Origin of the sequence: Scytonema hofmannii PCC 7110, assembly GCF_000346485.2 — a bacterium.
In the GTDB taxonomy this organism is placed as follows: Bacteria; Cyanobacteriota; Cyanobacteriia; order Cyanobacteriales; family Nostocaceae; genus Scytonema; species Scytonema hofmannii.
On record NZ_KQ976354.1, the window covers coordinates 4,309,807 to 4,332,154 of the forward strand.

The following is a 22,348-nucleotide window of genomic DNA, read 5'->3' on the forward strand; positions in this document are numbered from 1 at the left end:
ACAGCTATAACTGTTCAGTAGCACTGATTAAACCCCAACATGACCGCAAAACGAGATACAGATAATTTAACTGCTATTGCCGAGCGATTCGCTTTGAAAGGAAGGGTGATGAGTGTTCAAGCGTTTGGCAGTGGTAATATCAATGATACATTTCTGGTAACTCTAGATTCTCAAGAGGAAAAGCACTTTGTCTTGCAACGCATCAACACGCAGGTGTTTCGTCAACCAGAACTGATTATGCAGAATATGCGTACTTTTACAGAGCATATTCGCAATCGCTTAAAACGTACCCCCCTCAATCGTCGTTGGGAAATGCCACGAGTACTGGTAACAAAAGATGTACGTGATTACTGGAGGGATGCCAACGGCTCATTTTGGCGGGCGATTAGCTTTATTGAAGGTACGCAGTCTTTTGATACCATGCAAAATGTGCAACAAGCAGAAGAAATCGGCTATGCCTTGGGTATGTTTCACAACCTCATCAGCGACTTGCCCCCTGAAAAACTTGCTGATACCCTAGAAGGGTTCCACATTACCCCCCTCTATCTTCAACACTATCACCAGGTTTTAGCAAAAACTAATCCTCAGAAATCACCGGAAGTTCAATATTGCTTGCAGTTTGTTAGCGATCGCCAACTTTGGGCAGAGGTTCTAGAAAAGGCTAAAGCGACAGGTGAGTTACCATTGCGTCTCATACACGGCGATCCCAAAATCAATAATGTGATGTTTGATACCGATACTCAACAAGCTGCCAGCGTGATTGACCTAGACACCGTTAAGCCCGGTCTCGTGCATTACGACATTGGAGACTGCTTGCGCTCTGGGTGCAATCCGGCTGGAGAAGAAACTGAGAAATGGGAAAGCGTTTATTTCGATACAGATTTATGTCAGGGAATTCTCCAAGGATATCTCTCTGTAGCCAAAGAATTTCTGCTTGAAAAAGATTATATCTATATATACGACGCAATTCGTCTCATTTCTTTTGAGTTAGGGTTAAGATTTTTTGCTGACTATTTAGCAGGAAATATTTACTTTAAAGTCAAGCATTCAGAACACAATCTAACTAGAGCACTTGTCCAATTTAAACTGACTGAGAGTATTGAAACTCGGGAAACAACGATTCGTAAAATCATTCAGGATATTAATGAGTATTTTCGTTAAGCCCTTCTTACAGAATGGAGCGAAAGTAATAGCAGCGTTTGTTGCTAGTGTTGGTTACCTTGTCCTGATTGACTGGATTTTGGACATCAACGTTTTGAAGAGTATGCTGATGCTAACAGCAATCTGTTTTGCTTTTGTCGGCAACGCCTTATGGCTGAGTAAACTCAACAGACAACAGACAGCAGTCAACGAACATTTGAGCTATGCTACCCCACAAGATGTAAACGATCGCAAATTAGCCGAACTCAACGAGCAATTCCTCAACGAACTCGATTTGCGGTTGCGACAACTTAGTAATGCGGATGCAATGGTGTGGGAAGCAGTAAGCCGTCTGGGCGAGTATCTCAAGGTCGATCGCTGTGTGTGGCACGAAGTGAATTTGCAAGAAGATGTATCGATCGTCAAGCAAGACTGGCGGCGTCAAGAGGATATTCCGAGCGTTGTTGGAGTTTATCGCTTGTCAGAATTCCTTCTGCCAGATATGGTAAAGCATTACCACGCAGGTCAACCTGCTGTCGCCTCAGACGTAGCGATCTATACCTACACCGCCCCTTTCGCAAATAATTATGCCCAAAGAGACATTCGTGCCTTTGTTGGAGTTCCCTGCATCCATGAAGGACGTTGGGTGGCAGTTCTTGCCATCAATGCCAGGACTGTTCGAGAGTGGCAACCCCATGAAGTGGCACTGCTCCAAAACACGGTTTCTCGCCTCTGGTCGCTCGTTGAGCAAACACGAGCCATACAAGCCTTGCGGGAGAGTGAGGAACGATTGCACTCTGCTTTGCTGAATGCTCCCTTGCCAATCATGCTTCACACCGAAGATGGTGAGGTATTGCAGATTAATCATGTCTGGACAGAGATTACAGGCTATCACCTTGAAGACATTCCCACGCTTGAAGTGTGGACAGAAAAAGCTTACGGCGATCGTAAAGACGAAGTGCGCTCTGCAATTCAAAGTCAGTATCCCCTCACCCAGCGAACGGCTATGGGAGAATATGCCCTTACAACCCGCACAGGCGCGACTCGCATTTGGGATTTCCATACTGCTCCGCTTCATATATTGCCTGATGGCAGAAAGTTGGTAATTGTAACAGCGATCGATGTGACGGAACGGAAGCAAGCCGAGAAAGAAATTCTGAATTTGAATCAGGAACTCCAGCGACAGTTGGCAGAGTCTCAAACGCTATTAGAAGTCATTCCAATCGGTGTTGGCATCGCTGAAGACCCCCAGTGTCAAAAAATTCGGATCAACTCAGCATTTGCTCAAATGTTAGCCATTCCTCCAACTGCAAATGCTTCTTTAAGTGCGCCAGAAGGCGAGCGACCAAAAAACTTTAAGGTCTATTATAATAACCAGGAAGTTCCTCCAGAGGAGCTGCCCTTACAGCGTGCAGCCGCTCGCGGGATTGAAGTTCGGGATTTAGAGGTTGATGTGGTTTGGAATGATGGCACAACCCTAACGCTGTTAGAGTATGCTGCTCCGCTTTTTGATGAGCGCGGACAAGTTAGAGGAAGTATCGGCGCGTTTTGGAATATCACCGAGCGCAAGCAGGCAGAGGTGGCATTACAGCAAACGCTTAAAGACTTGGCGGACTTTAAGTTTGCTCTCGATTGCTCCTCGATTGTTGCCATTACTGATACTGAAGGAACCATTACCTACGTGAACGACAAATTCTGTGAGCTTTCACAGTACTCACCAGAAGAATTGATTGGACAAGACCATCGTATTGTTAACTCCGGCTATCACTCTGAAGAATTTTTTCAGCATCTGTGGGCAACTATTACTCGCGGACAGGTATGGCAAGGAGAAATTAAAAATCGCGCCAAGGATGGTACTTTCTACTGGGTTGCCACCACTATCGTGCCGTTTCTAGATGTCGCAGGGAAACCGTATCAGTACATCGCTGTTCGTTCCGACATCACAACCCGTAAAGTGGCAGAAGTTGAGCTTCAACAACTGAATATCACCCTAGAACAACGGGTTGAAGAACGCACAGCCCAACTTCAGGAAGTCAATAAGGACTTGGAAGCCTTCTCCTACACGGTAGCGCATGACCTGCGGGCACCGTTACGAGGAATTCAAGGGTTTGCTCAAGCTCTAGCTGAAGATTATGGCGATCGCTTAGATGAAACAGCTCGAGAATATATTCAACAGATTTTTCGTGGCACTGAGATTATGAGCGAGTTAGTTCACGATTTGTTAGCATACAGCCGCCTCAGTCGCGAGAAGATTAAGCTAGCTCCAGTGCGATTGACTCAAGTTATAGCAGACGCTCAGGCACAATTAGCAAAAGATTTACGCGATCGCCAAGCTCACATTGCGATCGCTGAAAACTTGCCCCGTGTTATCGGGCATTACCCGATTTTAGTACAAATTATTGTTAATTTATTATCAAATGCAATTAAATTTGTTGCTCCGGGCATTCAACCGCACATTCGAGTTTGGGCAGAAACGAGAGAAACAGGCGAAGATTCCCCTCCATCACCGCAACAGGTGCGTCTGTGGATTGAAGACAACGGAATTGGTATTGAACCTAATTATCAGGAGCAAATTTTTGGAGTTTTTGAGCGGTTGCATAGCACGGAAACTTACCCAGGAACAGGAATTGGATTAGCCATAGTGCGAAAAGGGGCAGAACGGTTGGGAGGACGAGCAGGTGTAGAGTCGGCTCCCCGTCAAGGAAGTCGATTTTGGATTGAGTTGCAAGGGTTATCCGTGACCAGTGACCGGTGACCAGTGACCAGTGACCAGTGACCAGTGACCAGTGAGTAGTTTTCAACTTTCCGACGAGGTTTTTAGATGCAAGAGCAAACATTTTTCCTACAACCTTTTTCTTACAGTGAGTCGCTAAGCGGACTGAAAATCAAAGGCAATGTGGCCCAATATGAAAATCAATTTACTATTCAATATGCACTTCTTGGCAATTTAACAGAAATCGAGATTGCAGCCCCATCAGACGAACCAGCACGCAAGCACGAACTTTGGCAAAACACCTGCTTTGAGTTTTTTCTTGGGGTTGAGAATAGCGATCGCTATTGGGAATTTAATCTCTCCCCTTCTGGGGATTGGAATGTGTACCGCTTTGATGCTTACCGTCACGGAATGCAGGAGGAAACTGCCTTTACAACACTGCCATTTAGCATTCAGTATTTATCAGATGGTTTGGCGCTTGTCCTCAATGTCGATTTGGATTTAATTATCTTAACAGATTTAGCTCTGAGGGTTGGTATTTCTACCGTTATTAAACATAAAGATGGTTCTGTCACCTACTGGGCATTGACGCACCAAGGAGCTGAAGCGGACTTTCACCGTCGGGACAGTTTCACAATTGAATTTTAGCTTTTTAGTCTATGCACAAGATAAGAAATTTGTACAGTGCGTAAGTTCAGGTTAAGAAATATTATCAGAAACATAAATTCTCTGCCAACAGCGCTATGAATCAGTTTATCCCAAAGCCACATTTACTTCAAATATGCGGGCGATTTTGCCGAAAGCACCTTGGGTGAGTGCAGATGAAAAGGCGGCGGCGGAAAAGTTTATAGCTGATTTGCGATCGCCTGAAATTCAAAAAATTGCTACAGATTTGGGTTTACGACCAGGTACACCAGGAGCCTCCTTGGGAACTAATATCTTGATTTTCCGTTAGTCCGCGCAGGCGGACTTGGTTTGTATAGTAGCGAATTGTATTCGCCCAAAACTTTTCAAACATCCTGCTGTAAATTCCGGCGTTGCATATTTGCGGGATGGTTATATTTTCTCTGTCAGTTGAAAAAATTAATTCTTGGCGCTCTTGGCGTCTTGGCGGTTCATTCTTCATCCCCATTTTATGCAACGCCTAAATTCCTAGTTCGCTAAAGTTATGGGTGGTAATACGACTATGTTCGGACGTGAAGTCCGATCTAGCGACTAACCCTCCTCTTCCTACAATAATTCTATAAGAACAAACTATATTTTTGTTCTATCTGCGCTCTGAGCAAGTTTAAATGCAAGCCTAGAGTCATTCTTTCCTGGAAAAAGCCTATGCAACCAACTAATCCAAACCAATTTACAGAAAAAGCTTGGGAAGCGATCGCGCATACTCCAGATATTGCCAAACAGTATCAACAACAGCAGATAGAAAGCGAACACCTGATGAAAGCACTGTTGGACTTGGAAGGACTCGCCAACGGTGTTTTCACAAAAGCTAGTGTGAATTTGCAAAAACTGCGCGATCGCACCGAACAATTCATTCAACGTCAGCCTAAAGTCTCTGGTAGCAGCAGTTCAGTTTACTTGGGACGCAGCTTGGATACGCTTCTTGACCGAGCCGATGGATATCGTAAGGAGTTCCAAGACGATTATATCTCTATCGAGCACCTATTACTGGGTTATGCTAAAGATGACCGCTTTGGTAAAGGGTTATTCCAAGAATTTGGATTGGACGAAGGAAAAGTTAAAAATATTGTTAAACAAATTCGTGGGAATCAGAAAGTGACCGACCAAAATCCAGAAGGGAAATACCAATCACTGGAAAAATATGGGCGCGATCTTACAGAAGCAGCCCGTCAGGGTAAACTTGACCCTGTAATCGGACGGGATGATGAAATTCGCCGCACCATCCAAATTTTATCACGTCGTACCAAAAACAACCCTGTCCTGATTGGGGAGCCGGGTGTTGGGAAAACAGCGATCGCCGAAGGATTGGCACAGCGTATAATAGCTGGTGATGTTCCCCAGTCCTTAAAAGACCGCAAACTCATTGCTTTAGACATGGGTGCTTTGATTGCGGGAGCAAAATTCCGAGGTGAATTTGAAGAACGTCTCAAAGCAGTTTTAAAAGAAGTTACCGAGTCAAACGGCAATATAGTTCTATTTATTGATGAAATTCACACAGTTGTCGGTGCTGGCGCAAGCCAAGGCGCGATGGATGCTGGTAACTTGTTAAAGCCAATGTTGGCGCGGGGTGAACTGCGCTGTATTGGTGCAACAACTTTGGACGAATACCGTAAATATATTGAAAAAGACGCTGCGTTGGAAAGACGCTTCCAACAGGTTTATGTAGATCAGCCTACCGTGGAAGATACGATTTCTATTTTGCGCGGTTTGAAAGAACGGTATGAAGTTCACCACGGGGTGAAAATTTCCGATAGTTCTTTAGTCGCAGCAGCAACCTTGTCCAGTCGTTATATTAGCGATCGCTTTTTACCAGATAAAGCCATTGATTTGGTAGACGAAGCCGCAGCCAGACTAAAGATGGAGATTACCTCCAAACCTGAAGAACTAGACGAAATTGACCGCAAGATTCTGCAATTAGAAATGGAAAAGCTATCACTGCAAAAAGAAAGTGATGCAGCTTCCAAGGAACGTTTGGAAAGATTGGAAAAAGAACTTGCGGATTTTAAAGAAGAACAAAGAGAGTTGAAGACTCAATGGCAATCGGAAAAAGATGTGATTGCAAAAATTCAGTCTGTGAAAGAGGAGATCGATCGCGTCAACCTGGAAATTCAACAAGCAGAACGCAATTACGACCTCAACCGTGCTGCTGAGTTAAAATACGGTAAACTGACTAGTTTGCATCGCGATTTGGAAGCAGCAGAAACGGAACTGGCTCACGCACAACGCACTGGAAAATCTCTGTTGCGCGAGGAAGTCACCGAATCTGACATTGCAGAAGTGATTTCTAAGTGGACGGGAATTCCGATCAGCAAGTTGGTGGAATCTGAGAAAGAAAAGCTGTTGCATTTAGAAGATGAACTGCATCACCGTATTGTAGGACAAGAAGAAGCAGTAACAGCAGTCGCAGATGCCATTCAACGTTCTCGTGCTGGGCTTGCAGATCCCAATCGTCCCATTGCTAGCTTTATTTTCCTCGGTCCGACAGGTGTTGGTAAAACCGAACTAGCGAAAGCACTTGCGGCTTACTTGTTTGATACTGAAGAAGCGCTAGTTAGGATTGATATGTCCGAGTACATGGAGAAACACGCTGTTTCTCGCCTGATCGGTGCGCCTCCAGGATATGTGGGTTATGAAGAAGGCGGACAACTCAGCGAAGCAATTCGCCGTCGTCCTTACGCAGTGATTTTGTTTGACGAAATCGAAAAAGCTCATCCAGATGTCTTTAACATCTTCCTGCAAATTCTCGATGATGGTCGCGTGACTGATGCTCAAGGTCATAAGGTAGACTTTAAGAACTGTATCATTATCATGACGAGTAACATCGGTTCGCAGTACATCTTAGATGTCGCAGGTGATGACTCGCGCTATGATGAAATGCGCCACCGGGTTATGGAAGCAATGCGAAATAGCTTCCGTCCTGAGTTCCTCAACCGCATTGATGAAATTATTTTCTTCCATGCATTGCAGAAGGAACAATTGCGTCGAATCGTGCAGTTGCAAGTGGATAGATTGCGTCATAGATTGGGCGATCGCAAGATGTCGCTCCGACTCTCGGAAGCTGCTCTTGACTTTTTAGTTGATGTGGGGTACGATCCGGTTTTTGGAGCACGTCCCCTGAAGCGAGCCATTCAACGGGAGTTAGAAACTCAGATTGCCAAGACTATCTTGCGTGGTGAGTTTAATGATGGCGATACCGTCTTTGTGGATATCGAGAATGAACGTCTATCCTTTAAGCGGGTTCCGGTAGAGTTGTTTACGAGTTAGTTAATTAATAATCTCACGCAAAGACGCAAAGGCGCTAAGTGTTGAAGCGTCTTTGCGTCTTTGTGTATAACAAAGCATTTGGAGTGGCATTATGTCTGAAATCAACGCTAAAGTCTTGCAAATGCAGTCTTGATTTTGGGTTTCTGTTTTTGCCATTTTTGTCACTATTTTTTTCCAAAATGGTAAAAATGATTTAAAAAATTAGATAAATTTTTGTAATTATATTTTATAATAGAGATTATAGTCATAAATAATTCTATTTTTAGCTTGACATGACGCTGAAAGAATTAGAGCCTCAACTGCTGGCACTTTCTGACCAAGAAAAAGCTCAAGTCATTCAACTCTTATCCCAAGGCAAAATTACTCTAGGGCGCGGTATAGAAAAAACACCGGGTGTTTGCGGTGGTAGAGCCTGCATTGCTGGAACTCGGATCGCTGTTTGGGGACTTGTTGAAGCTAGTCGTATTGGATACAGTGAAGCTGACTTACTTATAAGCTATTCATCAGTTTCTGCTAGCGATCTTGCAAATGCTTGGGCATATGCTAAAGCCTTCCCAGACGAAATTGAGACAGATATTCGAGAAAATGATGAAGTAATGAATGAGGTTCTGTAGCGCATGGCGCGTCTTTATGCTGACGAACAATACCCATTACCAGTTGTTGAATTTCTACGGGCTTTAGGACACGATGTTTTGACCGTTCAAGAAGCAGGCAAAGCAAATCAGCGAATTCCTGACTCAGAGATTTTAACTTTCGCAACCAGTGACAAACGTGCCGTTATTACAGAAAACCGTAAAGATTTCTTTCGGTTGCACCGCGTACAGCCAAATCATGCTGGAATTATCGCATGTACAAACGACCGTGATTGGGAAGCGTTGGCTAATCGAATTCACAATGCAATTATAGCAGAAGAATGTTTACAAGGCAAATTGATTCGCGTCGTGCGTCCTACATAGTTACGCTCCTTATTTCACGTTTATGCTAAGTTCAAGAAATTTCCAACTAACTTACAGCAAAATCTGTATAATGCCTTAGATAAGGTGCTTGATAACCAAGAACAATATCTTTTGCGGGTTCCGGTAGAGTTGTTTACGAGTTAGATAGGATTGAAAAACAACGTAGAGACTAGCCATGCTAGTCTTTACAAAGTATGATTTCCCTCTCCACAGACCGAACATTCCAAAATTTTATCTAGAAGTTGATGTTGCATAGATAGAGATGCCAAATTGAAAGCAATTAGCTTGCCTGCTAACTGTTGATGCTCTCCCCAAATAATCCATTTCGCTGTTTCCATCGCGATCAAATTCAATCCTAGCTGAAAGCTAACTGGAAGAACTGCAAAAGAAGAGAGTAATGATGGTGACATTCCTTGCCTGAGTATAGTTTCAGCTTCGCGCTTATTTCGCAAAGCTTGAGCAAGACATTCCCAACAACCAGTTTGCCCCGGAACAAACAGAGGTCCCAACCAAATCTCCGTACCAACGGGCTTAGCAAGCAGCCAAGGTTTTCTTGTTTCTTCTGCTTCTCGATTAAATTCGTCTAAACCCAATTGCAAGTAGTTATCAGTCAGAACAACTGTAAACTCTCCACCCTCTCCTACTCCAATGGAAAGTGATTCCAACGCCAGGATAAATCTCTCAACTCCCAAGCTCCCAAAGCTGATTACCGAAACCCTACTATCTTGCAGTTTGCGAAGAGCAGTTTCAGATTCTACACCCAAAGCATTCCAGAACGCCGCAACTTGTGGCGGGAGAGTCACGGAAGTTTCGGAAAGATAGCCTTCGGTGTTCAAACGAACTAAGGCATTCTGAACTTCAAACAGGGAAACTTCTTCGTTTAAGTGCTGAACTATCTCGTGGACAGTATAACGACCATTTAAAAACGGAGCGAGAAGGACGTATAAACGACCACCAAGAGCGCATTGTCCTTGCTCGCTAAGTAGGTACACAAGATCGGGTTCTACCACTCTAACGTGGTAATGAGGTTTAAACATTGGTTTATAAAACATAATATTATCTAAATTTAGGTAATGGACATATAACATTAAATACTGTATATGTTTTTTTACAAAAATAGAGTTTCTAGAATAATTTTTTAAGCAACGGATACTATTTCTCTGTAAAAATGTGCTTAAGCTCAAAATAAATTCCACTTTCTTGTCGTTTTTCTATTTTGGAATAGGTTAAACCTAATTGAAAGTAAGCGATCGCTAAATCGCATTTGGCTCCTATTTTATTCAAAAGTTCGATAGCTTCTAAATGATTGACAATTGCTAATTCAAATTCTGCTTGTTGGGGAGCATCTTAATTTGGCACAAGCCTGCAAGAATAGTATTCTCTTGCTATACAAGCCAAGTCCGCAAGGCAAGGACTTCATATTAAGTCCACGTAGGTGGACTTTGTTTGTATAGCCGCGATTTTTAATCGCTAGGTGTTTTTTCCTTGCGTGTAGTGTTTGGGAATTCTTTTAACTTCTATCTAAGGATAGATTTAGCTCTAAACAATCTATCCTTAGATAGAGGTTGAAAGGTTATGGAATGAGTAAAATGCTAGGTGCGATCGCAGGTGATATGATTGGTTCAGTTTATGAAGCTAGTAATATAAAAACGAAGGATTTTCCTCTATTTAAAAGTGAGTGCCGTTTTACGGATGACACGGTACTGACAGTTGCGGTTGCTGATACTATCTTGAATGGGGACTCATCCGTTGGCAGTAGCAGATACATCGATAAATTTAAGTCTTACTACCGTCGTTACCCCTTGGCTGGTTATGGGGGAACCTTTAAAGTGTGGGCGGGATCGAGCAGCAGAGAACCATACAACAGTTGGGGTAACGGTTCGGCAATGCGAGTGAGTTCTATTGGATTTGCTTTTAACGATCTAGATACTGTCTTACAAGAAGCGCAGCATAGTGCAGAGGTAACCCACAACCATCCGGAAGGGATTAAAGGTGCTCAAGCAACAGCGACTGCCATCTTTCAAGCACGGATGGGTTATGATAAAAGCTCTATCAAGTCTTATATAGAAACTCATTTTGGATACGATCTCGGTCAAAGTCTTGACCAAATAAGACCGAACTACCGCTTCGATGTTTCTTGTCAAGGTTCTGTTCCCCAAGCCATCATCGCCTTTTTAGAATCCACTGATTTTGAGGATGCTATCCGTAATGCTATCTCTATTGGTGGTGATAGTGATACCATTGCTTGCATTACAGGTGGTATTGCCCAAGCTTTTTATGGTGGTGTACCAAAAGAAATCTCTGAATGGACGTTCAATCGTCTGGATGAACATTTACGCAGTGTTACCCAACAGTTTATTTCCCAGTACCGTTTATAAACAATGCCAACTCGAAGCAAAACTAAAGCCACTGTTTGGCTTATAGAAAACGGTAAAGTGCGATCGCGGTCCGATGAACTTGCGACCGAAGAACCTTTGGAAATTCGCCTTGCATTTCCACGTCAAACAGTTGCGGTAACAATGCGAACACCTGGAGCAGATTTTGAACTAGCTGCTGGATTTCTTTACAGCGAGGGAGTCATTAGCTGTAGAGAAGATATCCAACGCATAAGTTACTGCTTAGATAACTTGGTAGATGGAGAACAACGCTACAACATTGTCAACATTACCCTTCGAGAAGGACTGAATCCCGATCTACAGCCCCTACAAAGGCATTTTTATACAACCAGTGCTTGTGGAGTTTGTGGTAAGGCTAGTCTTGAAGCCTTGCGCTTGCGAAATTACCCACCTATTCCCGCAGGACTAACGGTTACACCTGACATTATTTACACATTACCAAATAAACTGAGAGCAGCCCAAAGCGTATTTGATGCAACAGGCGGTTTGCATGCAGCTGCTTTGTTCGATACTCAAGGACAACTGCTAACCATACATGAAGATGTTGGACGCCACAATGCATTAGATAAGTTAATAGGTTCAGCCTTACTGAATGGGCAATTGCCTTTAAACGATCGTATTGTCATGGTAAGCGGACGCTCTAGTTTTGAAATTTTACAAAAGTCCACAGCTGCTGGAGTTCCTATTGTCTGTTCTGTTTCTGCTCCTAGCAGCTTAGCTGTGTCAATAGCAAAGGAATTTGGAATCGCTTTAATCGGATTTTTGCGAGGCGAAAAGTTCAATGTATATACTGGGTTGGAAAGGATAGGATGAGGGCTATTCAATTTACTGACGCATTTGTTACTCTGGCAACTGTTCATCTTGAAGCTGTTGTTAAGTTTTATACCCAATTTCTAGGTATAGACCCAACAAGTATGATTCCAAATGTTTATGCTGAATTTCACCTTCAGGGATTGAAATTAGGTATTTTTAAACTAAAAAATACGCAGTCCTCTGAATTTGAAAACTCCGAGAAAAGTAAGATGAGCTTGTGTTTGGAGGTGCAAAATTTAGAAAAGGCGATCGCACACTTGACTGCATTAGGCTATCCTCCAACAGGAGAGATAAAAACAGCTTCTCATGGTAGTGAAATATACGCTTATGACCCTGATAACAATCGGTTAATTCTGCACCAATCTAGTTAATAATTTTGTACTAGTTCAGTCCTCATCGGCCACTGTTGCGATCGTTGGGACAAGCGATCGCAGAAAACTTTGCTCGGAGCCACGCTTAGGTCATAAAAGCACTTGCAGTTCCAAGAGGTATGGTTTTTATCACTTCTAATTGCAAGAAACCCGCAATAGTATTCTTCAATCGCTACATTAGAAGATAAAAGAAAGAAAAGTCGCTTTTTGGTTTTATTTACCGGGTACTCTTACACAATCATGAGTGAAGCAGTTATTATTTCCAATAACCCCTTACTAAAAGGTTCTGGCTTACCTCCTTTTGCACAAATACAACCAGAGCAGGTTGTACCAGCATTTAACCAACTTTTAGCAGAACTAGACCAAGAACTCGTTACATTAGAAGCTGGTGTTGAACCTACATGGAGTGGTTTAGTACAACCTCTAGAAAATCTCACAGAACGCTTGTACTGGAGTTGGGGTATTGTCAATCATCTTATGGGTGTAAAAGATAGCCCCAAATTGCGCGAAGCGTTTGAAACTGTACAGCCACAGGTGATACAGTTCTCTAACAAGCTCAGCCAAAGCCAACCAATTTACACCGCTTTCAAAGCATTCCGCGCCAGTGATACTTGGGCAACTTTAGATGCAGCCCAACAGCGCATTGTAGAATCTGCCATTCGAGATGCAGAACTTGCAGGTGTTGGCTTGCAAGGAGAAGATAGAGAGCGTTTTAACGCTATTCAGATGGAGTTGGCAGAAATATCTACCAAATTTTCTAACCATCTACTAGATGCAACTAAAGCTTTTAGCTTAACTTTAACAACTCAAGAAGAAATTGAGGGGTTACCCCCCAGTTTACTGAGCTTAGCCGCACAAGCTGCACGATCTGCAAGAGCAGAAAACGCTACAACGGAAAATGGCCCTTGGCGTATTACTTTGGATAGTCCGAGTTACATTCCTGTTATGCAACACAGTATCCGACGAGACTTAAGGGAAAAGCTTTATAAAGCTTTTATTGCCCGTGCTTCGTCAGGAGAGTTGGATAATAACCCGCTTATTGAACGCATTTTGGAATTGCGTCAAGAGCTAGCAGAGTTACTGGGTTATGAGACATACGCTGAATTAAGCCTAGCGAGTAAAATGGCTCCTAATGTCAAAGCAGTGGAGTCCCTGTTGGAAGAATTGCGTTCCCGCAGTTATGATGCTGCTTTTAAAGAATTGGATGAACTCAAAGCTTTTGCTGCATCCAAAGGAGCACCAGAAGCAGAGGATTTGTGGCAATGGGACATTCCTTTTTGGGCTGAACGTCAGCGAGAAGAAAAATTTGCCTTCACTGCTGAAGAGTTACGCCCCTACTTCCCCTTACCTCAAGTTCTCGATGGCTTATTTGGATTGGTGAACCGATTATTTGGTGTCACTGTTACCCCTGCAGATGGTCAAGCCCCCGTTTGGCATGAAGATGTACGATACTTCCAAATTGCTGATGAAGCAGGTCATCCTATTGCTTACTTTTACTTAGATCCTTACAGCCGTCCTGCAGAAAAACGTGGCGGTGCTTGGATGGATGTTTGTATTAACCGTGGCAAAATCTTGGAAAATGGAGTCACAACCATTCGTTTACCCGTGGCTTATTTGGTTTGCAACCAAACTCCCCCTGTGGATGGTAAGCCCAGCTTAATGACTTTTGAGGAAGTTGAAACTCTCTTCCACGAGTTTGGTCATGGTTTGCATCTGATGCTAACGAAGGTGGATTATCCTGCAGCTGCAGGTATCAACAATGTTGAGTGGGATGCAGTGGAATTACCCAGCCAGTTTATGGAAAACTGGTGTTACGACAAACCAACTTTGTTTGGTATGGCAAAGCACTATGAGACAAGTGAACTTCTGCCAGAACATTATTACCAAAAGCTGTTAGCAGCAAAAAATTACATGACTGGTACTGGTATGTTACGACAAATCCATATCAGTCTGGTTGACATAGAACTGCATCACCGCTATCGTCCGGGTGGTACGGAAACTCCTAAGGATGTGCGATCGCGTTTAGCTAAAACCACAACCGTTCTACCTCCACTACCAGAGGATGCCTTCTTATGTGCTTTTGGACACGTATTTGCTGGAGGATATGCGGCAGGTTATTACAGCTATAAATGGGCTGAGGTTCTTAGTGCAGACGCTTTTGCTGCATTTGAAGAAGCCGGTCTTGATAATGACCCAGCCATAAAAGCAACAGGAAGGCGTTATCGAAATACAGTGTTGGCGCTTGGTGGTAGCCAGCATCCCATGGAGGTATTTAAGTCCTTCCGGGGTCGCGAACCCAGTACCGAACCATTACTCAAGCATAATGGTCTGGCTGTTGCAGCTTAAGAAACTGTAAAAAATCAATTACCCCATCTTAAATCTTGTGGGACGGGCATCCCTGCCCGTCCTTGTAATTTATGACTTATCCAAACAGCACTTGAGTGCTGCAAAATTCTTTAAATTTTGTAAAAAATTAGAAGTAAAATTCATCTATTATTGCCAGTATTCTTTGTATTACTTAACTTTGTTCTAATTAAAAAGAGTAAACATAGATTACAACTAATAAATTTAATAACCATTCATTAAGTTCATGGGTCAGAATTAATAGTAAGCTTAAATCATCAAAAACCCAGTTAACCCTTTCAAGAACTGGGTACTAATAACCTGAATAGTTAGTTGTTAGTTGTTACTCGTTAGTCGTTAATTGTTCTAGCAACCAATAACCACTAACCACTAACCATCAGCCAGTAAATTAGGTAACCTGAACCCCAAGAAGATCTAAGATGATAGAAAAAATTTTGCTAGCTGTCTCTGGATTAGGCCACGCCGAAGAGATGCTCAAAACCTTAAAGGATGTGCCATCAATTCAACGAGCAAAAGTAACCGTTTTGCACGTTGTGCCAGATCGAGCCTCTGCTGAAAACATGACAGCTAAATGGGAAGAAGGAGGCAAAATTTTAGCGAATGCTATTCAGTATTTGAGCCTAGATCCCAGTCGGGTTTCCTCTATTTTACGTCAAGGCGATCCCAAAACTGTAGTTTGTCAGGTCGCCGATGAAATTGAAGCTGACTTGATTATCATGGGTTCGCGAGGACTTAAGCGCCTCCAATCTATTTTGTCAAACTCCGTCAGTCAGTATGTTTTCCAACTCTCTTCTCGCCCCATGTTGTTAGTTAAAGATGACGTTTATGTCAAAAGAATTAACCGCATTATGGTGGCAATGGATAACTCAGATGCAGCAAAGCGTTGCTTGACTTTAGCTGTATTCCTCCTACGAGATATTAAGGGGGGAGAGTTGATTCTAGCTAATATTAATACAGATTTGCGTGGCAAACCATCTGAAACATATGAAATTAGTTCAGAACACAATTCCGTTTTAGCCGCTGCAGCAGCAGAAGCTAAAAAATATGGTATACCCGTTCGTTGTGTAATAAGTAGTGGTAAACCAGGTGAAGAAATTTGTCGTTTGGCAGATGAATGGAAAGTAGATTTACTACTTCTTGGTTCTCCGGATCGCCGTCCTACTATTGCTAAGAGTTTAGTAGATATAGACAGGCTTTTGGGTGCATCTTTGTCTGATTACGTTCGAGTTAATGCAAACTGTCCAGTTTTGCTAGCACGAACAGTAGCTTAAGTAAAGCTGAACAATCGGTGGTTGATAAATAAAACCCCTACACTACAAATGTAGGGGCTTTATTTGATGTCCAAAAAAGGTATCAAGCTGTCACGCCTGTAATTTACATATAGCAAACAACTAGGCAGCTGGCTAGCTACGTTTCTCTTAATGTTGAATTTTGAATCTTGAATTTTGAACTGCTTTCTAATCTTTTTTACCTTCGCGGCTAGCAGTTTGAATGTAAAGAATTATTAAAAAGACGGCGGGAACGAGAACGAACAGAATGCTCGCTACGAACCCTAGATCGTTAACTTGCATGGGAAGACAGCCTCTCTTCGATATCTAGGTAACACTTTTAGGATACCATTCCATGGTTGAAAGAAGCATGAAGTACAAAGGGTCAAGAATAAAGTAGGAAAAACAGTTCGACTCTACTTCCGTGTAGCTTACTTTATACTTCATCCTTTAAGGCTTTGTTACCACACTGACTGCACCATGTACCAGAGTTTGACAAGCAAGACGGCAATTTTCTGGCTTTTTTTTCAATAATTTGTTTTCTGCGTCGGTACGGGGCGATAAATTTTCCATTCCTTCAACAATCTCTACCACACAGCAGCCACATTGACCGTATCCTCCACAATTCATCATTTTGCCAAAAAGTTTGTATACGTCAACATTGTTTTGCAAAGCTCTTTCTCGTAGATTCGCGCCATTGGCTGCTACGACTTCTTTGTTTTCTGTCACAAATGTGATGTTACCCATTTCTGATACCCACTTTATGCTTTAAATTTATTACCTACTATCTTAATCTATTACAATTTATTAATAAATATAAACTTTGTTGACCAATATTGAGTCAAGAAAAACCCGACTGCCGAAAAGCGTCGGGTTTGCGGAGTATTGAGCCTATATTTAGGTCAATGGATTTACCTAAAACCAATAGCGGCTTGCCAAACAAAAGCCAGCAATAAGAAGAACAAAGGGATGATTGGCAGAACGTCTACCAGAGGATCGAGAACTTGATAAGCTTCGGGTAATTTTGCTAACAACAATGCTGCTTCCATATTTATTAAATCCACCTATCCAACACAGCTTTCAGAATTGAGAAGTATCTTAACATGTGTTAGTGGTCATTTGTCATTTGTCATTGGTCACTGGTCACTGGTCACTGGTCACTGGTCACTGGTCACTGGTTCCCTCTTCCAGCCATGAAGCAAAATCGATCGCAAACCTATCGTCTAGTATTGCTTCTCGGATCTTTTGAGTAAAGCGAATCAACTCAGTGATATTGTGAATACTTAACAAGGTGTACGCTAATATCTCTTGCGCTCTCACTAAATGAGAGATGTATGCACGGCTAAAGTTCCGACAAGTGTAGCAAGGACAAGTTTCATCTATTGGTGTAAAATCTTCACGAAACTTTGCATTTTTTAAATTCCAACGATCGCCTTGTACCATTGCTGTACCGTGTCTCGCCCAACGAGTGGGAATGACGCAGTCGAATAAATCAACTCCGGATGCGATCGCAATTGCGATTTCTCGGTAGGTACCCACTCCCATTAAGTAGCGGGGTTTTTCTGGTGGGAGTAGAGGCGCAGTTGCTTTGACTACATGAGAAATCAGTTCTGGTGGTTCACCCACGCTGACACCACCAATAGCGTATCCAGGTAAATCTAACTCTGCCAGAGACAAAGCTGCTTGAGAACGCAAATCAAGATATACACCTCCCTGTACAATACCAAACAGGGCTTGGTCTTGACATTGATGGGCGGTTACACAACGTTCCAGCCAACGGTAAGTCCTTTGTGTGGAAGCTTCTACCTCTTGGTACGTCGCTGGATAAGGCGGACACTCATCGAATGCCATAATGACATCCGCGCCCAAAGTATTTTGAATTTCAATAGAACGTTCTGGAGTTAAGTTAATAATTTGACCATCATGGGGTGAGCGAAAAGTTACTCCTTCTTCACTAATTTTCCGCATTTCGCTCAAACTGAAAACTTGGAAACCACCAGAATCTGTCAGAATTGGACCATTCCAGCCCATAAATTTATGCAGCCCTCCACCTCCTGCTACAATTGCCTCACCAGGTTGGAGGTGTAAATGATAAGTATTGCACAAAACCATCTGCGCTCCAGTTTCTTCTAGTTGAGATGGAGTCATAGTTTTGACATTTGCCAGAGTCCCCACAGGCATAAATCGTGGAGTTTCTACTATACCGTGAGGGGTAGAAAAAATTCCAACCCGCGCCTTCGTCTGGCTACAGTAAGCAAGACGTTGAAAAGAAAATTGTGCAGTCAAGAGAGAATTTGCTAATTGCTAATGGCTAATAGCTAATAGTAGCATTCGGGAACCAGTGACCAGTGACCAGTGACCAGTGACCAGTGACCAATTAAAACAAATCACAGTTATCATCATCAATTTCTGCATCCCACTGAGCCGAGAAAACTTGCTCCATCATGGCTTCTAAAGCACTGATGTGAAAACAACGTTCTTGTCTCTCGTCTAAAGGAGTTGAAAGGGGAATCAGTCGCAAACACATTCCTTCTTGGGTAAGGTCAAAATAGGTTTCTTTTTCCGGAGACAGTTTTAATTCCAAGTAATCAAAACTATGAACATTAAGATAAAGCGCACGGTTGGCTACTAAGGTAGACCGTTGCGGATTGGCAAACACCTCCATGACATCTCCCTCCCCCTCGCTCTGTAATTTTCCCTCATGAGTGTGGATGTAGCGAACGCGACCTAAGTCTGCAAGTAATCGCCACATATCTTGTTTATTAACAACCACGCCTGTATCAATAATGCACGGAGCTGGTATCTTGGTATCGGGTAGATGGTTACTCATAAATTAAACAATTTTTGGAGCCCGGATGAGTTCAACATAGCTATACAGTCATTGTTACAGCTTTGCTGAATCCCTACATTTTAATAAATATCTTCATTTGTAGGACGATTAATTGAAAAGCTGCAATCAATTAATTTGTAGGCGACAGTACTACAGAACTGTCCTCACTAACTTTTAAGACTGCCAAAGCTAATTCAGCTAGTGTTGGTTTATACAAAATAAAAAACCAGCACTGAAAATAGCATAACAAAATTTTTTCAATAAGTTCCCGACACTGATAAATCTTATTTAAAGCTTTAAAAAAGTATGAAAGATAAACTGATTAATATTTGGTGCTAAAAAGCTACTAAAATATGCAGGTTCCTTAGAAAAATTTGTAGAAATACCCATCCGACCTATGAACTTTATCCTTCACCCTTTAAATGGCTTATAAGCATCAGTGGTGGAAACAACATCTGTTAAATATGGCAGCTTCTATAGTCTTCTATACAAGTATTCCCATGCCATATCTGGAAGGATTAGACTTTCGGTATGTAGCGCAGTACGCGACCTTGGTAGGGTTGATGATTGGGAGCATTTTGGGAATATTAGATATTGGAATGAATTATTTAGGTGTGCCAATACTTACTCGTAGCGCTTTGCTCGTCAGTATTTGGATTGCTATGACTGGGGGATTGCACTTAGATGGAGCAATGGATACAGCTGATGGTTTGGCCGTGGGAGATCCCAAGCGGCGACTTGAGGTGATGGCAGATAGTGCAACGGGTGCATTTGGCGCAATGGCAGCTGTTGTTGTGGTGGTTCTTAAAATAGCTGCTTTAACAGATTTAGAGAAAAATCGTTGGTTGACTTTAATGGCAGTTTGTGCGTGGGGACGTTGGGGTCAACAAGTGGCAATTGTCCGGTATCCTTACCTGAAACCAACTGGGAAGGGGGCATTTCATAAACAAGCTATTCGTTCTTATAAAGATTTGTTACCAGGATTGTTCTTAGTCGTGAGTTTAAGTGGATTAGAGATATTACTGAATAAACAGCGTCTGTTATTTGCTCTAGCAATGGCAATTGCAGGAATTGCGATCGCCATTCTTACGGGTGCTTGGTTTAACCGTAAGTTAGGCGGACATACAGGAGACACTTACGGTGCAGTTGTTGAGTGGACAGAAGCGTTATTGTTATGTGTGTTAGTTGTTAGTAGTTAGTGGTTAGTGGTTAGTGGTTAGTGGTCACTGGTCACTGTTCACTGGTCACTGGTCACTGGTCACTGGTCACTGGTCAACAACTAACTCCCTTTAACAGGTTGCAGTCGTGTTACCTTTAGTTTAAAAGCTCCAATCCCAGTTTCTCCGAATGACCGAACGCGAATGATGTAACTTCCTGCCTCTGAAACTCGGGTAAAAAGCAGAGAGTTGCTGCTACCATCAGGACCGTCATCATTTTCTGCTACAGTAGTACCATCAGGTGCTAGCAGTGTAATGATAGCATCGAAGCTCTCAGAGACTAAATCAATGGCTAGATTATCTCCCTTACTCAACTTCACCATGTAATCGCGAGCATATCCGCCTTGACCTGTAGGAATGTCCTTATCAGAGAGCATATCGGAAATTTCATTACTCAAAGGTAAAGGAATCGGACTATACAACTTATTTGCTGGTTGAGCAAAAGCTGCTGTTGTACTGAAACCAATTACCACCACTGTGACACTCGCGATCGCGAGTTTTCCCAACCCCACTGCAAAAGCCTTACTTATCATCCGGAGACTCTTCCATGAAAACAGCGCCGTTTGGTTAATTATAGTTTTCCTTGCGAGAAATTGCCCATGTATGATTTTTATCTGGCATTGTAACTGGGGTTGTTTTGGTTGAAGGTAATAGCAGTTGCTACCATCCCTAAAACACCAATTCCAGCTTGATGGAATGTTTGCGTAGCAGATTTGGCAGTAGCACCAGTGGTGTAAATGTCATCAATCAACAGCACGGGCGCTTTTGAGGTGCGGCGAAAATCTTGTCCTACGCGGAGAGCTTTAGCTAAGTTCTTTTTTCTCTCAGACACAGATAAACCATACTGTGCTTCAGTCTCTTCTACTCTCTCTAATCCGTTTACTTTTAATTGTAATCCAGTTGTTTCGCAAAAGCTTTGGGCTATGAGTGCAGCTTGGTTGAACCCTCGCTTTTTTTGCTTCTTGGGGTGGAGTGGAATTGGCACAACTATACATTTTGTATCCCATGCAGGGCTACTTGATAGCCATGTGTTGCCCAAATATTGACCTAAAGGGCGAGCAATTTCAGGATGGTTTTTATATTTCATGGCAGCGATCGCTAATTTAAGAGTACCACCATAACTTCCCCAAGCGAAAACTGGCAGGGGTTGGTTCCAAAAAACACCAGGATTGGGCAAACAAGATCGTTGTAGTTGCTGAGTACAGTTTTGGCAAACTTCTTGGGAAGTAGAACGTTGACATAGAGGACAGTTAGATTTCAGGAAAATCTGTAATAAACTTTGAAAATTTCTCCCCCAAAATTGCATATTTTAAATCTTGGAATTATGACTGGTCAATTACAATATAAACATCCTATTTCATGTGTGTAAATTCTGAAATATACGTAGTAGCCTTTTGGTACTACTCTGTTTTCAGCGACAAATTTGGTGTAATTGATGTGTTGCTAAAATCTACCATTTGAGTTAAACCTTCACCCAAAATGGCGGGATTCCTTTCCACGAGTTTGTTGTCAGGTTTGCGCCAATAGTCGCGCTGTTTTTGAAAGGGTGCGAGCAAAATATGCTGTAGCTTGTTATCATCAGGAGACGAATAAGCCGGAATCCCAATCTCAATCTCTGACTGAGGAATGTTCAGCCGCAGCGTCTGATGCAGTTTATCCCACCACGGAAAAATAACAGAATAGTTAGAATTGGTTTCGTCTTGAACTTGGGAGTGATGAATACCGTGCATGCGGGGCGTTACCAAAATCGTATTTAACCACCGTTCAGTCCAAATAGGAAGACGAATATTGCTATGGTGAAACAGGGTGTTTGCTTGATAAACTAATTCGTAGAGAACGTAAGTTCCCAGCGAAATACCAGTTAAGGCTATCTGAAAAACGCGAAGTCCGGCTGATAGAACAATTTCTACAACATGAAAGCGAAAACCTGTAGAAATATCTAAATCCGGATCGATGTGATGTACATTGTGAAAGCGCCACAGAAATAGAAATCTGTGATTAGCTCTGTGCCAATAGTAGTAAGTTAAATCCATCAATAAAAAAGCGATGACGCTTTTGATAGCTGTAGGTAGTGCTACAAGATGAACTAATCCAAAGGACTGCTGGTGAGTCCACTGCACCATAAATTTAGCGGTAGGTTGGACAACAGTCGCATTTGCGGCAAAAGCCAAAGCAATAACACAGGAGTTGATAAACAGCCTCTTTATCAGTGAATGCTTCTGCAACCGCAGGGGAAACATTCTTTCCAGCAGAAACAGGATAACGAAGACTGCTGTGACGATCGCATAAACATAACTTAGTAATGTTAACATTTTTGTCAACCAGTCTTAGA

Annotated in this window: 22 protein-coding genes; 13 read left to right on the forward strand and 9 right to left on the reverse strand. The window is 42.6% G+C overall.

The annotated features are described in order from the left end of the window. Positions 1-39: 39 nt before the first annotated feature. The 7 genes from WA1_RS17680 (at position 40) to WA1_RS17705 (ending at position 8,757) form a co-directional block, all read left to right on the forward strand. Positions 40-1,161, forward strand: coding sequence for a phosphotransferase enzyme family protein (locus tag WA1_RS17680; RefSeq protein WP_017746265.1), 1,122 nt, complete (start codon positions 40-42; stop codon positions 1,159-1,161). Beyond that, complete coding sequence (locus tag WA1_RS17685; protein ID WP_017746266.1) at positions 1,145-3,895, forward strand: PAS domain S-box protein; 2,751 nt, start codon at positions 1,145-1,147, stop codon at positions 3,893-3,895. Before WA1_RS17680 ends, WA1_RS17685 begins: the two co-directional genes overlap by 17 nt. Before the next feature lie 66 nt (positions 3,896-3,961). Further along, positions 3,962-4,501 (forward strand): DOMON-like domain-containing protein, encoded by a 540-nt coding sequence (locus WA1_RS17690; RefSeq protein ID WP_017746267.1) that lies wholly within the window; start codon positions 3,962-3,964, stop codon positions 4,499-4,501. Between the two features lie 76 nt (positions 4,502-4,577). After that, on the forward strand, positions 4,578-4,808 hold the full coding sequence (locus tag WA1_RS52855; protein WP_272819435.1) for an extracellular solute-binding protein: 231 nt from the start codon (positions 4,578-4,580) through the stop codon (positions 4,806-4,808). A 374-nt stretch (positions 4,809-5,182) separates the two neighbouring features. Further along, positions 5,183-7,801, forward strand: a complete 2,619-nt coding sequence (gene clpB, locus WA1_RS17695; RefSeq protein ID WP_017746269.1) for an ATP-dependent chaperone ClpB — start codon at positions 5,183-5,185, stop codon at positions 7,799-7,801. Positions 7,802-8,073: 272 nt separating this feature from the next. After that, entirely contained in the window at positions 8,074-8,415 is a 342-nt protein-coding gene (locus tag WA1_RS17700; protein WP_017746271.1) for a DUF433 domain-containing protein, read from the forward strand. 3 nt (positions 8,416-8,418) lie between these two features. Further along, positions 8,419-8,757, forward strand: a complete 339-nt coding sequence (locus tag WA1_RS17705) for a DUF5615 family PIN-like protein (protein WP_017746272.1) — start codon at positions 8,419-8,421, stop codon at positions 8,755-8,757. Between the two features lie 185 nt (positions 8,758-8,942). On the opposite strand, the gene WA1_RS17710 is transcribed toward WA1_RS17705, so the two are convergent. Continuing rightward, entirely contained in the window at positions 8,943-9,809 is an 867-nt protein-coding gene (locus WA1_RS17710; RefSeq protein ID WP_158516647.1) for a TOMM precursor leader peptide-binding protein, read from the reverse strand. A gap of 537 nt (positions 9,810-10,346) precedes the next feature. Between WA1_RS17710 and WA1_RS17715 the strand changes: the two genes are divergently transcribed. The 5 genes from WA1_RS17715 to WA1_RS17735 all read left to right on the forward strand — a co-directional run bounded on the left by WA1_RS17715 (position 10,347) and on the right by WA1_RS17735 (position 15,972). Continuing rightward, entirely contained in the window at positions 10,347-11,135 is a 789-nt protein-coding gene (locus tag WA1_RS17715; protein WP_017746274.1) for an ADP-ribosylglycohydrolase family protein, read from the forward strand. A 3-nt stretch (positions 11,136-11,138) separates the two neighbouring features. Continuing rightward, complete coding sequence (fdhD, locus tag WA1_RS17720; protein WP_017746275.1) at positions 11,139-11,966, forward strand: formate dehydrogenase accessory sulfurtransferase FdhD; 828 nt, start codon at positions 11,139-11,141, stop codon at positions 11,964-11,966. Then, entirely contained in the window at positions 11,963-12,337 is a 375-nt protein-coding gene (locus WA1_RS17725) for a VOC family protein (RefSeq protein ID WP_017746276.1), read from the forward strand. The genes fdhD and WA1_RS17725 overlap by 4 nt, the downstream gene beginning before the upstream one ends. 240 nt (positions 12,338-12,577) lie before the next feature. Beyond that, on the forward strand, positions 12,578-14,683 hold the full coding sequence (locus WA1_RS17730; protein WP_066612912.1) for a M3 family metallopeptidase: 2,106 nt from the start codon (positions 12,578-12,580) through the stop codon (positions 14,681-14,683). 437 nt (positions 14,684-15,120) lie between these two features. After that, positions 15,121-15,972, forward strand: a complete 852-nt coding sequence (locus WA1_RS17735; protein WP_017746278.1) for a universal stress protein — start codon at positions 15,121-15,123, stop codon at positions 15,970-15,972. A 186-nt stretch (positions 15,973-16,158) separates the two neighbouring features. On the opposite strand, the gene psbM is transcribed toward WA1_RS17735, so the two are convergent. The 5 genes from psbM to WA1_RS17760 form a co-directional block, all read right to left on the reverse strand. Continuing rightward, on the reverse strand, positions 16,159-16,272 hold the full coding sequence (psbM, locus tag WA1_RS17740) for a photosystem II reaction center protein PsbM (protein ID WP_017746279.1): 114 nt from the start codon (positions 16,270-16,272) through the stop codon (positions 16,159-16,161). Between the two features lie 147 nt (positions 16,273-16,419). Continuing rightward, entirely contained in the window at positions 16,420-16,716 is a 297-nt protein-coding gene (locus WA1_RS17745) for a 2Fe-2S iron-sulfur cluster-binding protein (protein WP_017746280.1), read from the reverse strand. 164 nt (positions 16,717-16,880) lie between these two features. After that, positions 16,881-17,018: a photosystem II reaction center protein K gene (locus WA1_RS17750; protein WP_017746281.1), complete on the reverse strand. Its 138-nt coding sequence runs from the start codon at positions 17,016-17,018 to the stop codon at positions 16,881-16,883. A 115-nt stretch (positions 17,019-17,133) separates the two neighbouring features. Further along, positions 17,134-18,255 (reverse strand): tRNA guanosine(34) transglycosylase Tgt, encoded by a 1,122-nt coding sequence (gene tgt / locus WA1_RS17755; protein WP_017746282.1) that lies wholly within the window; start codon positions 18,253-18,255, stop codon positions 17,134-17,136. A 91-nt stretch (positions 18,256-18,346) separates the two neighbouring features. Next, a complete protein-coding gene (locus WA1_RS17760) occupies positions 18,347-18,799 on the reverse strand; it encodes a hypothetical protein (RefSeq protein ID WP_017746283.1) in 453 nt (150 codons plus the stop codon). Between the two features lie 422 nt (positions 18,800-19,221). Here WA1_RS17760 and cobS point away from each other — a divergent pair, with 422 nt between their 5' ends. Beyond that, positions 19,222-19,998 carry an adenosylcobinamide-GDP ribazoletransferase gene (gene cobS, locus WA1_RS17765; protein ID WP_026134977.1) on the forward strand — a complete coding sequence of 259 codons (777 nt, stop codon included), beginning with the start codon at positions 19,222-19,224 and terminating at the stop codon, positions 19,996-19,998. A gap of 80 nt (positions 19,999-20,078) precedes the next feature. Here cobS and WA1_RS17770 read toward each other — a convergent pair whose 3' ends face one another. The 3 genes from WA1_RS17770 to WA1_RS17780 form a co-directional block, all read right to left on the reverse strand. After that, positions 20,079-20,549, reverse strand: a complete 471-nt coding sequence (locus WA1_RS17770) for a PPC domain-containing protein (RefSeq protein WP_017746285.1) — start codon at positions 20,547-20,549, stop codon at positions 20,079-20,081. A gap of 77 nt (positions 20,550-20,626) precedes the next feature. Then, positions 20,627-21,322 (reverse strand): ComF family protein, encoded by a 696-nt coding sequence (locus WA1_RS17775; RefSeq protein WP_017746286.1) that lies wholly within the window; start codon positions 21,320-21,322, stop codon positions 20,627-20,629. Positions 21,323-21,416: 94 nt separating this feature from the next. Next, positions 21,417-22,328 (reverse strand): sterol desaturase family protein, encoded by a 912-nt coding sequence (locus WA1_RS17780; protein WP_033336041.1) that lies wholly within the window; start codon positions 22,326-22,328, stop codon positions 21,417-21,419. Between the last annotated feature and the right edge of the window lie 20 nt (positions 22,329-22,348).

Bases quoted from the DNA above. Each gene is read 5' to 3' on its own strand.
- WA1_RS17680 (WP_017746265.1), top strand. From the start codon at position 40: ATGACCGCAAAACGAGATACAGATAATTTAACTGCTATTGCCGAGCGA.
- WA1_RS17685 (WP_017746266.1), top strand. From the start codon at position 1,145: ATGAGTATTTTCGTTAAGCCCTTCTTACAGAATGGAGCGAAAGTAATA.
- WA1_RS17690 (WP_017746267.1), top strand. From the start codon at position 3,962: ATGCAAGAGCAAACATTTTTCCTACAACCTTTTTCTTACAGTGAGTCG.
- clpB (WP_017746269.1), top strand. From the start codon at position 5,183: ATGCAACCAACTAATCCAAACCAATTTACAGAAAAAGCTTGGGAAGCG.
- WA1_RS17700 (WP_017746271.1), top strand. From the start codon at position 8,074: ATGACGCTGAAAGAATTAGAGCCTCAACTGCTGGCACTTTCTGACCAA.
- WA1_RS17705 (WP_017746272.1), top strand. From the start codon at position 8,419: ATGGCGCGTCTTTATGCTGACGAACAATACCCATTACCAGTTGTTGAA.
- WA1_RS17710 (WP_158516647.1), bottom strand. From the start codon at position 9,809: ATGTTTTATAAACCAATGTTTAAACCTCATTACCACGTTAGAGTGGTA.
- WA1_RS17715 (WP_017746274.1), top strand. From the start codon at position 10,347: ATGCTAGGTGCGATCGCAGGTGATATGATTGGTTCAGTTTATGAAGCT.
- fdhD (WP_017746275.1), top strand. From the start codon at position 11,139: ATGCCAACTCGAAGCAAAACTAAAGCCACTGTTTGGCTTATAGAAAAC.
- WA1_RS17725 (WP_017746276.1), top strand. From the start codon at position 11,963: ATGAGGGCTATTCAATTTACTGACGCATTTGTTACTCTGGCAACTGTT.
- WA1_RS17730 (WP_066612912.1), top strand. From the start codon at position 12,578: ATGAGTGAAGCAGTTATTATTTCCAATAACCCCTTACTAAAAGGTTCT.
- WA1_RS17735 (WP_017746278.1), top strand. From the start codon at position 15,121: ATGATAGAAAAAATTTTGCTAGCTGTCTCTGGATTAGGCCACGCCGAA.
- psbM (WP_017746279.1), bottom strand. From the start codon at position 16,272: ATGCAAGTTAACGATCTAGGGTTCGTAGCGAGCATTCTGTTCGTTCTC.
- WA1_RS17745 (WP_017746280.1), bottom strand. From the start codon at position 16,716: ATGGGTAACATCACATTTGTGACAGAAAACAAAGAAGTCGTAGCAGCC.
- WA1_RS17750 (WP_017746281.1), bottom strand. From the start codon at position 17,018: ATGGAAGCAGCATTGTTGTTAGCAAAATTACCCGAAGCTTATCAAGTT.
- WA1_RS17760 (WP_017746283.1), bottom strand. From the start codon at position 18,799: ATGAGTAACCATCTACCCGATACCAAGATACCAGCTCCGTGCATTATT.
- cobS (WP_026134977.1), top strand. From the start codon at position 19,222: ATGGCTTATAAGCATCAGTGGTGGAAACAACATCTGTTAAATATGGCA.
- WA1_RS17770 (WP_017746285.1), bottom strand. From the start codon at position 20,549: ATGATAAGTAAGGCTTTTGCAGTGGGGTTGGGAAAACTCGCGATCGCG.
- WA1_RS17775 (WP_017746286.1), bottom strand. From the start codon at position 21,322: ATGCAATTTTGGGGGAGAAATTTTCAAAGTTTATTACAGATTTTCCTG.
- WA1_RS17780 (WP_033336041.1), bottom strand. From the start codon at position 22,328: ATGTTAACATTACTAAGTTATGTTTATGCGATCGTCACAGCAGTCTTC.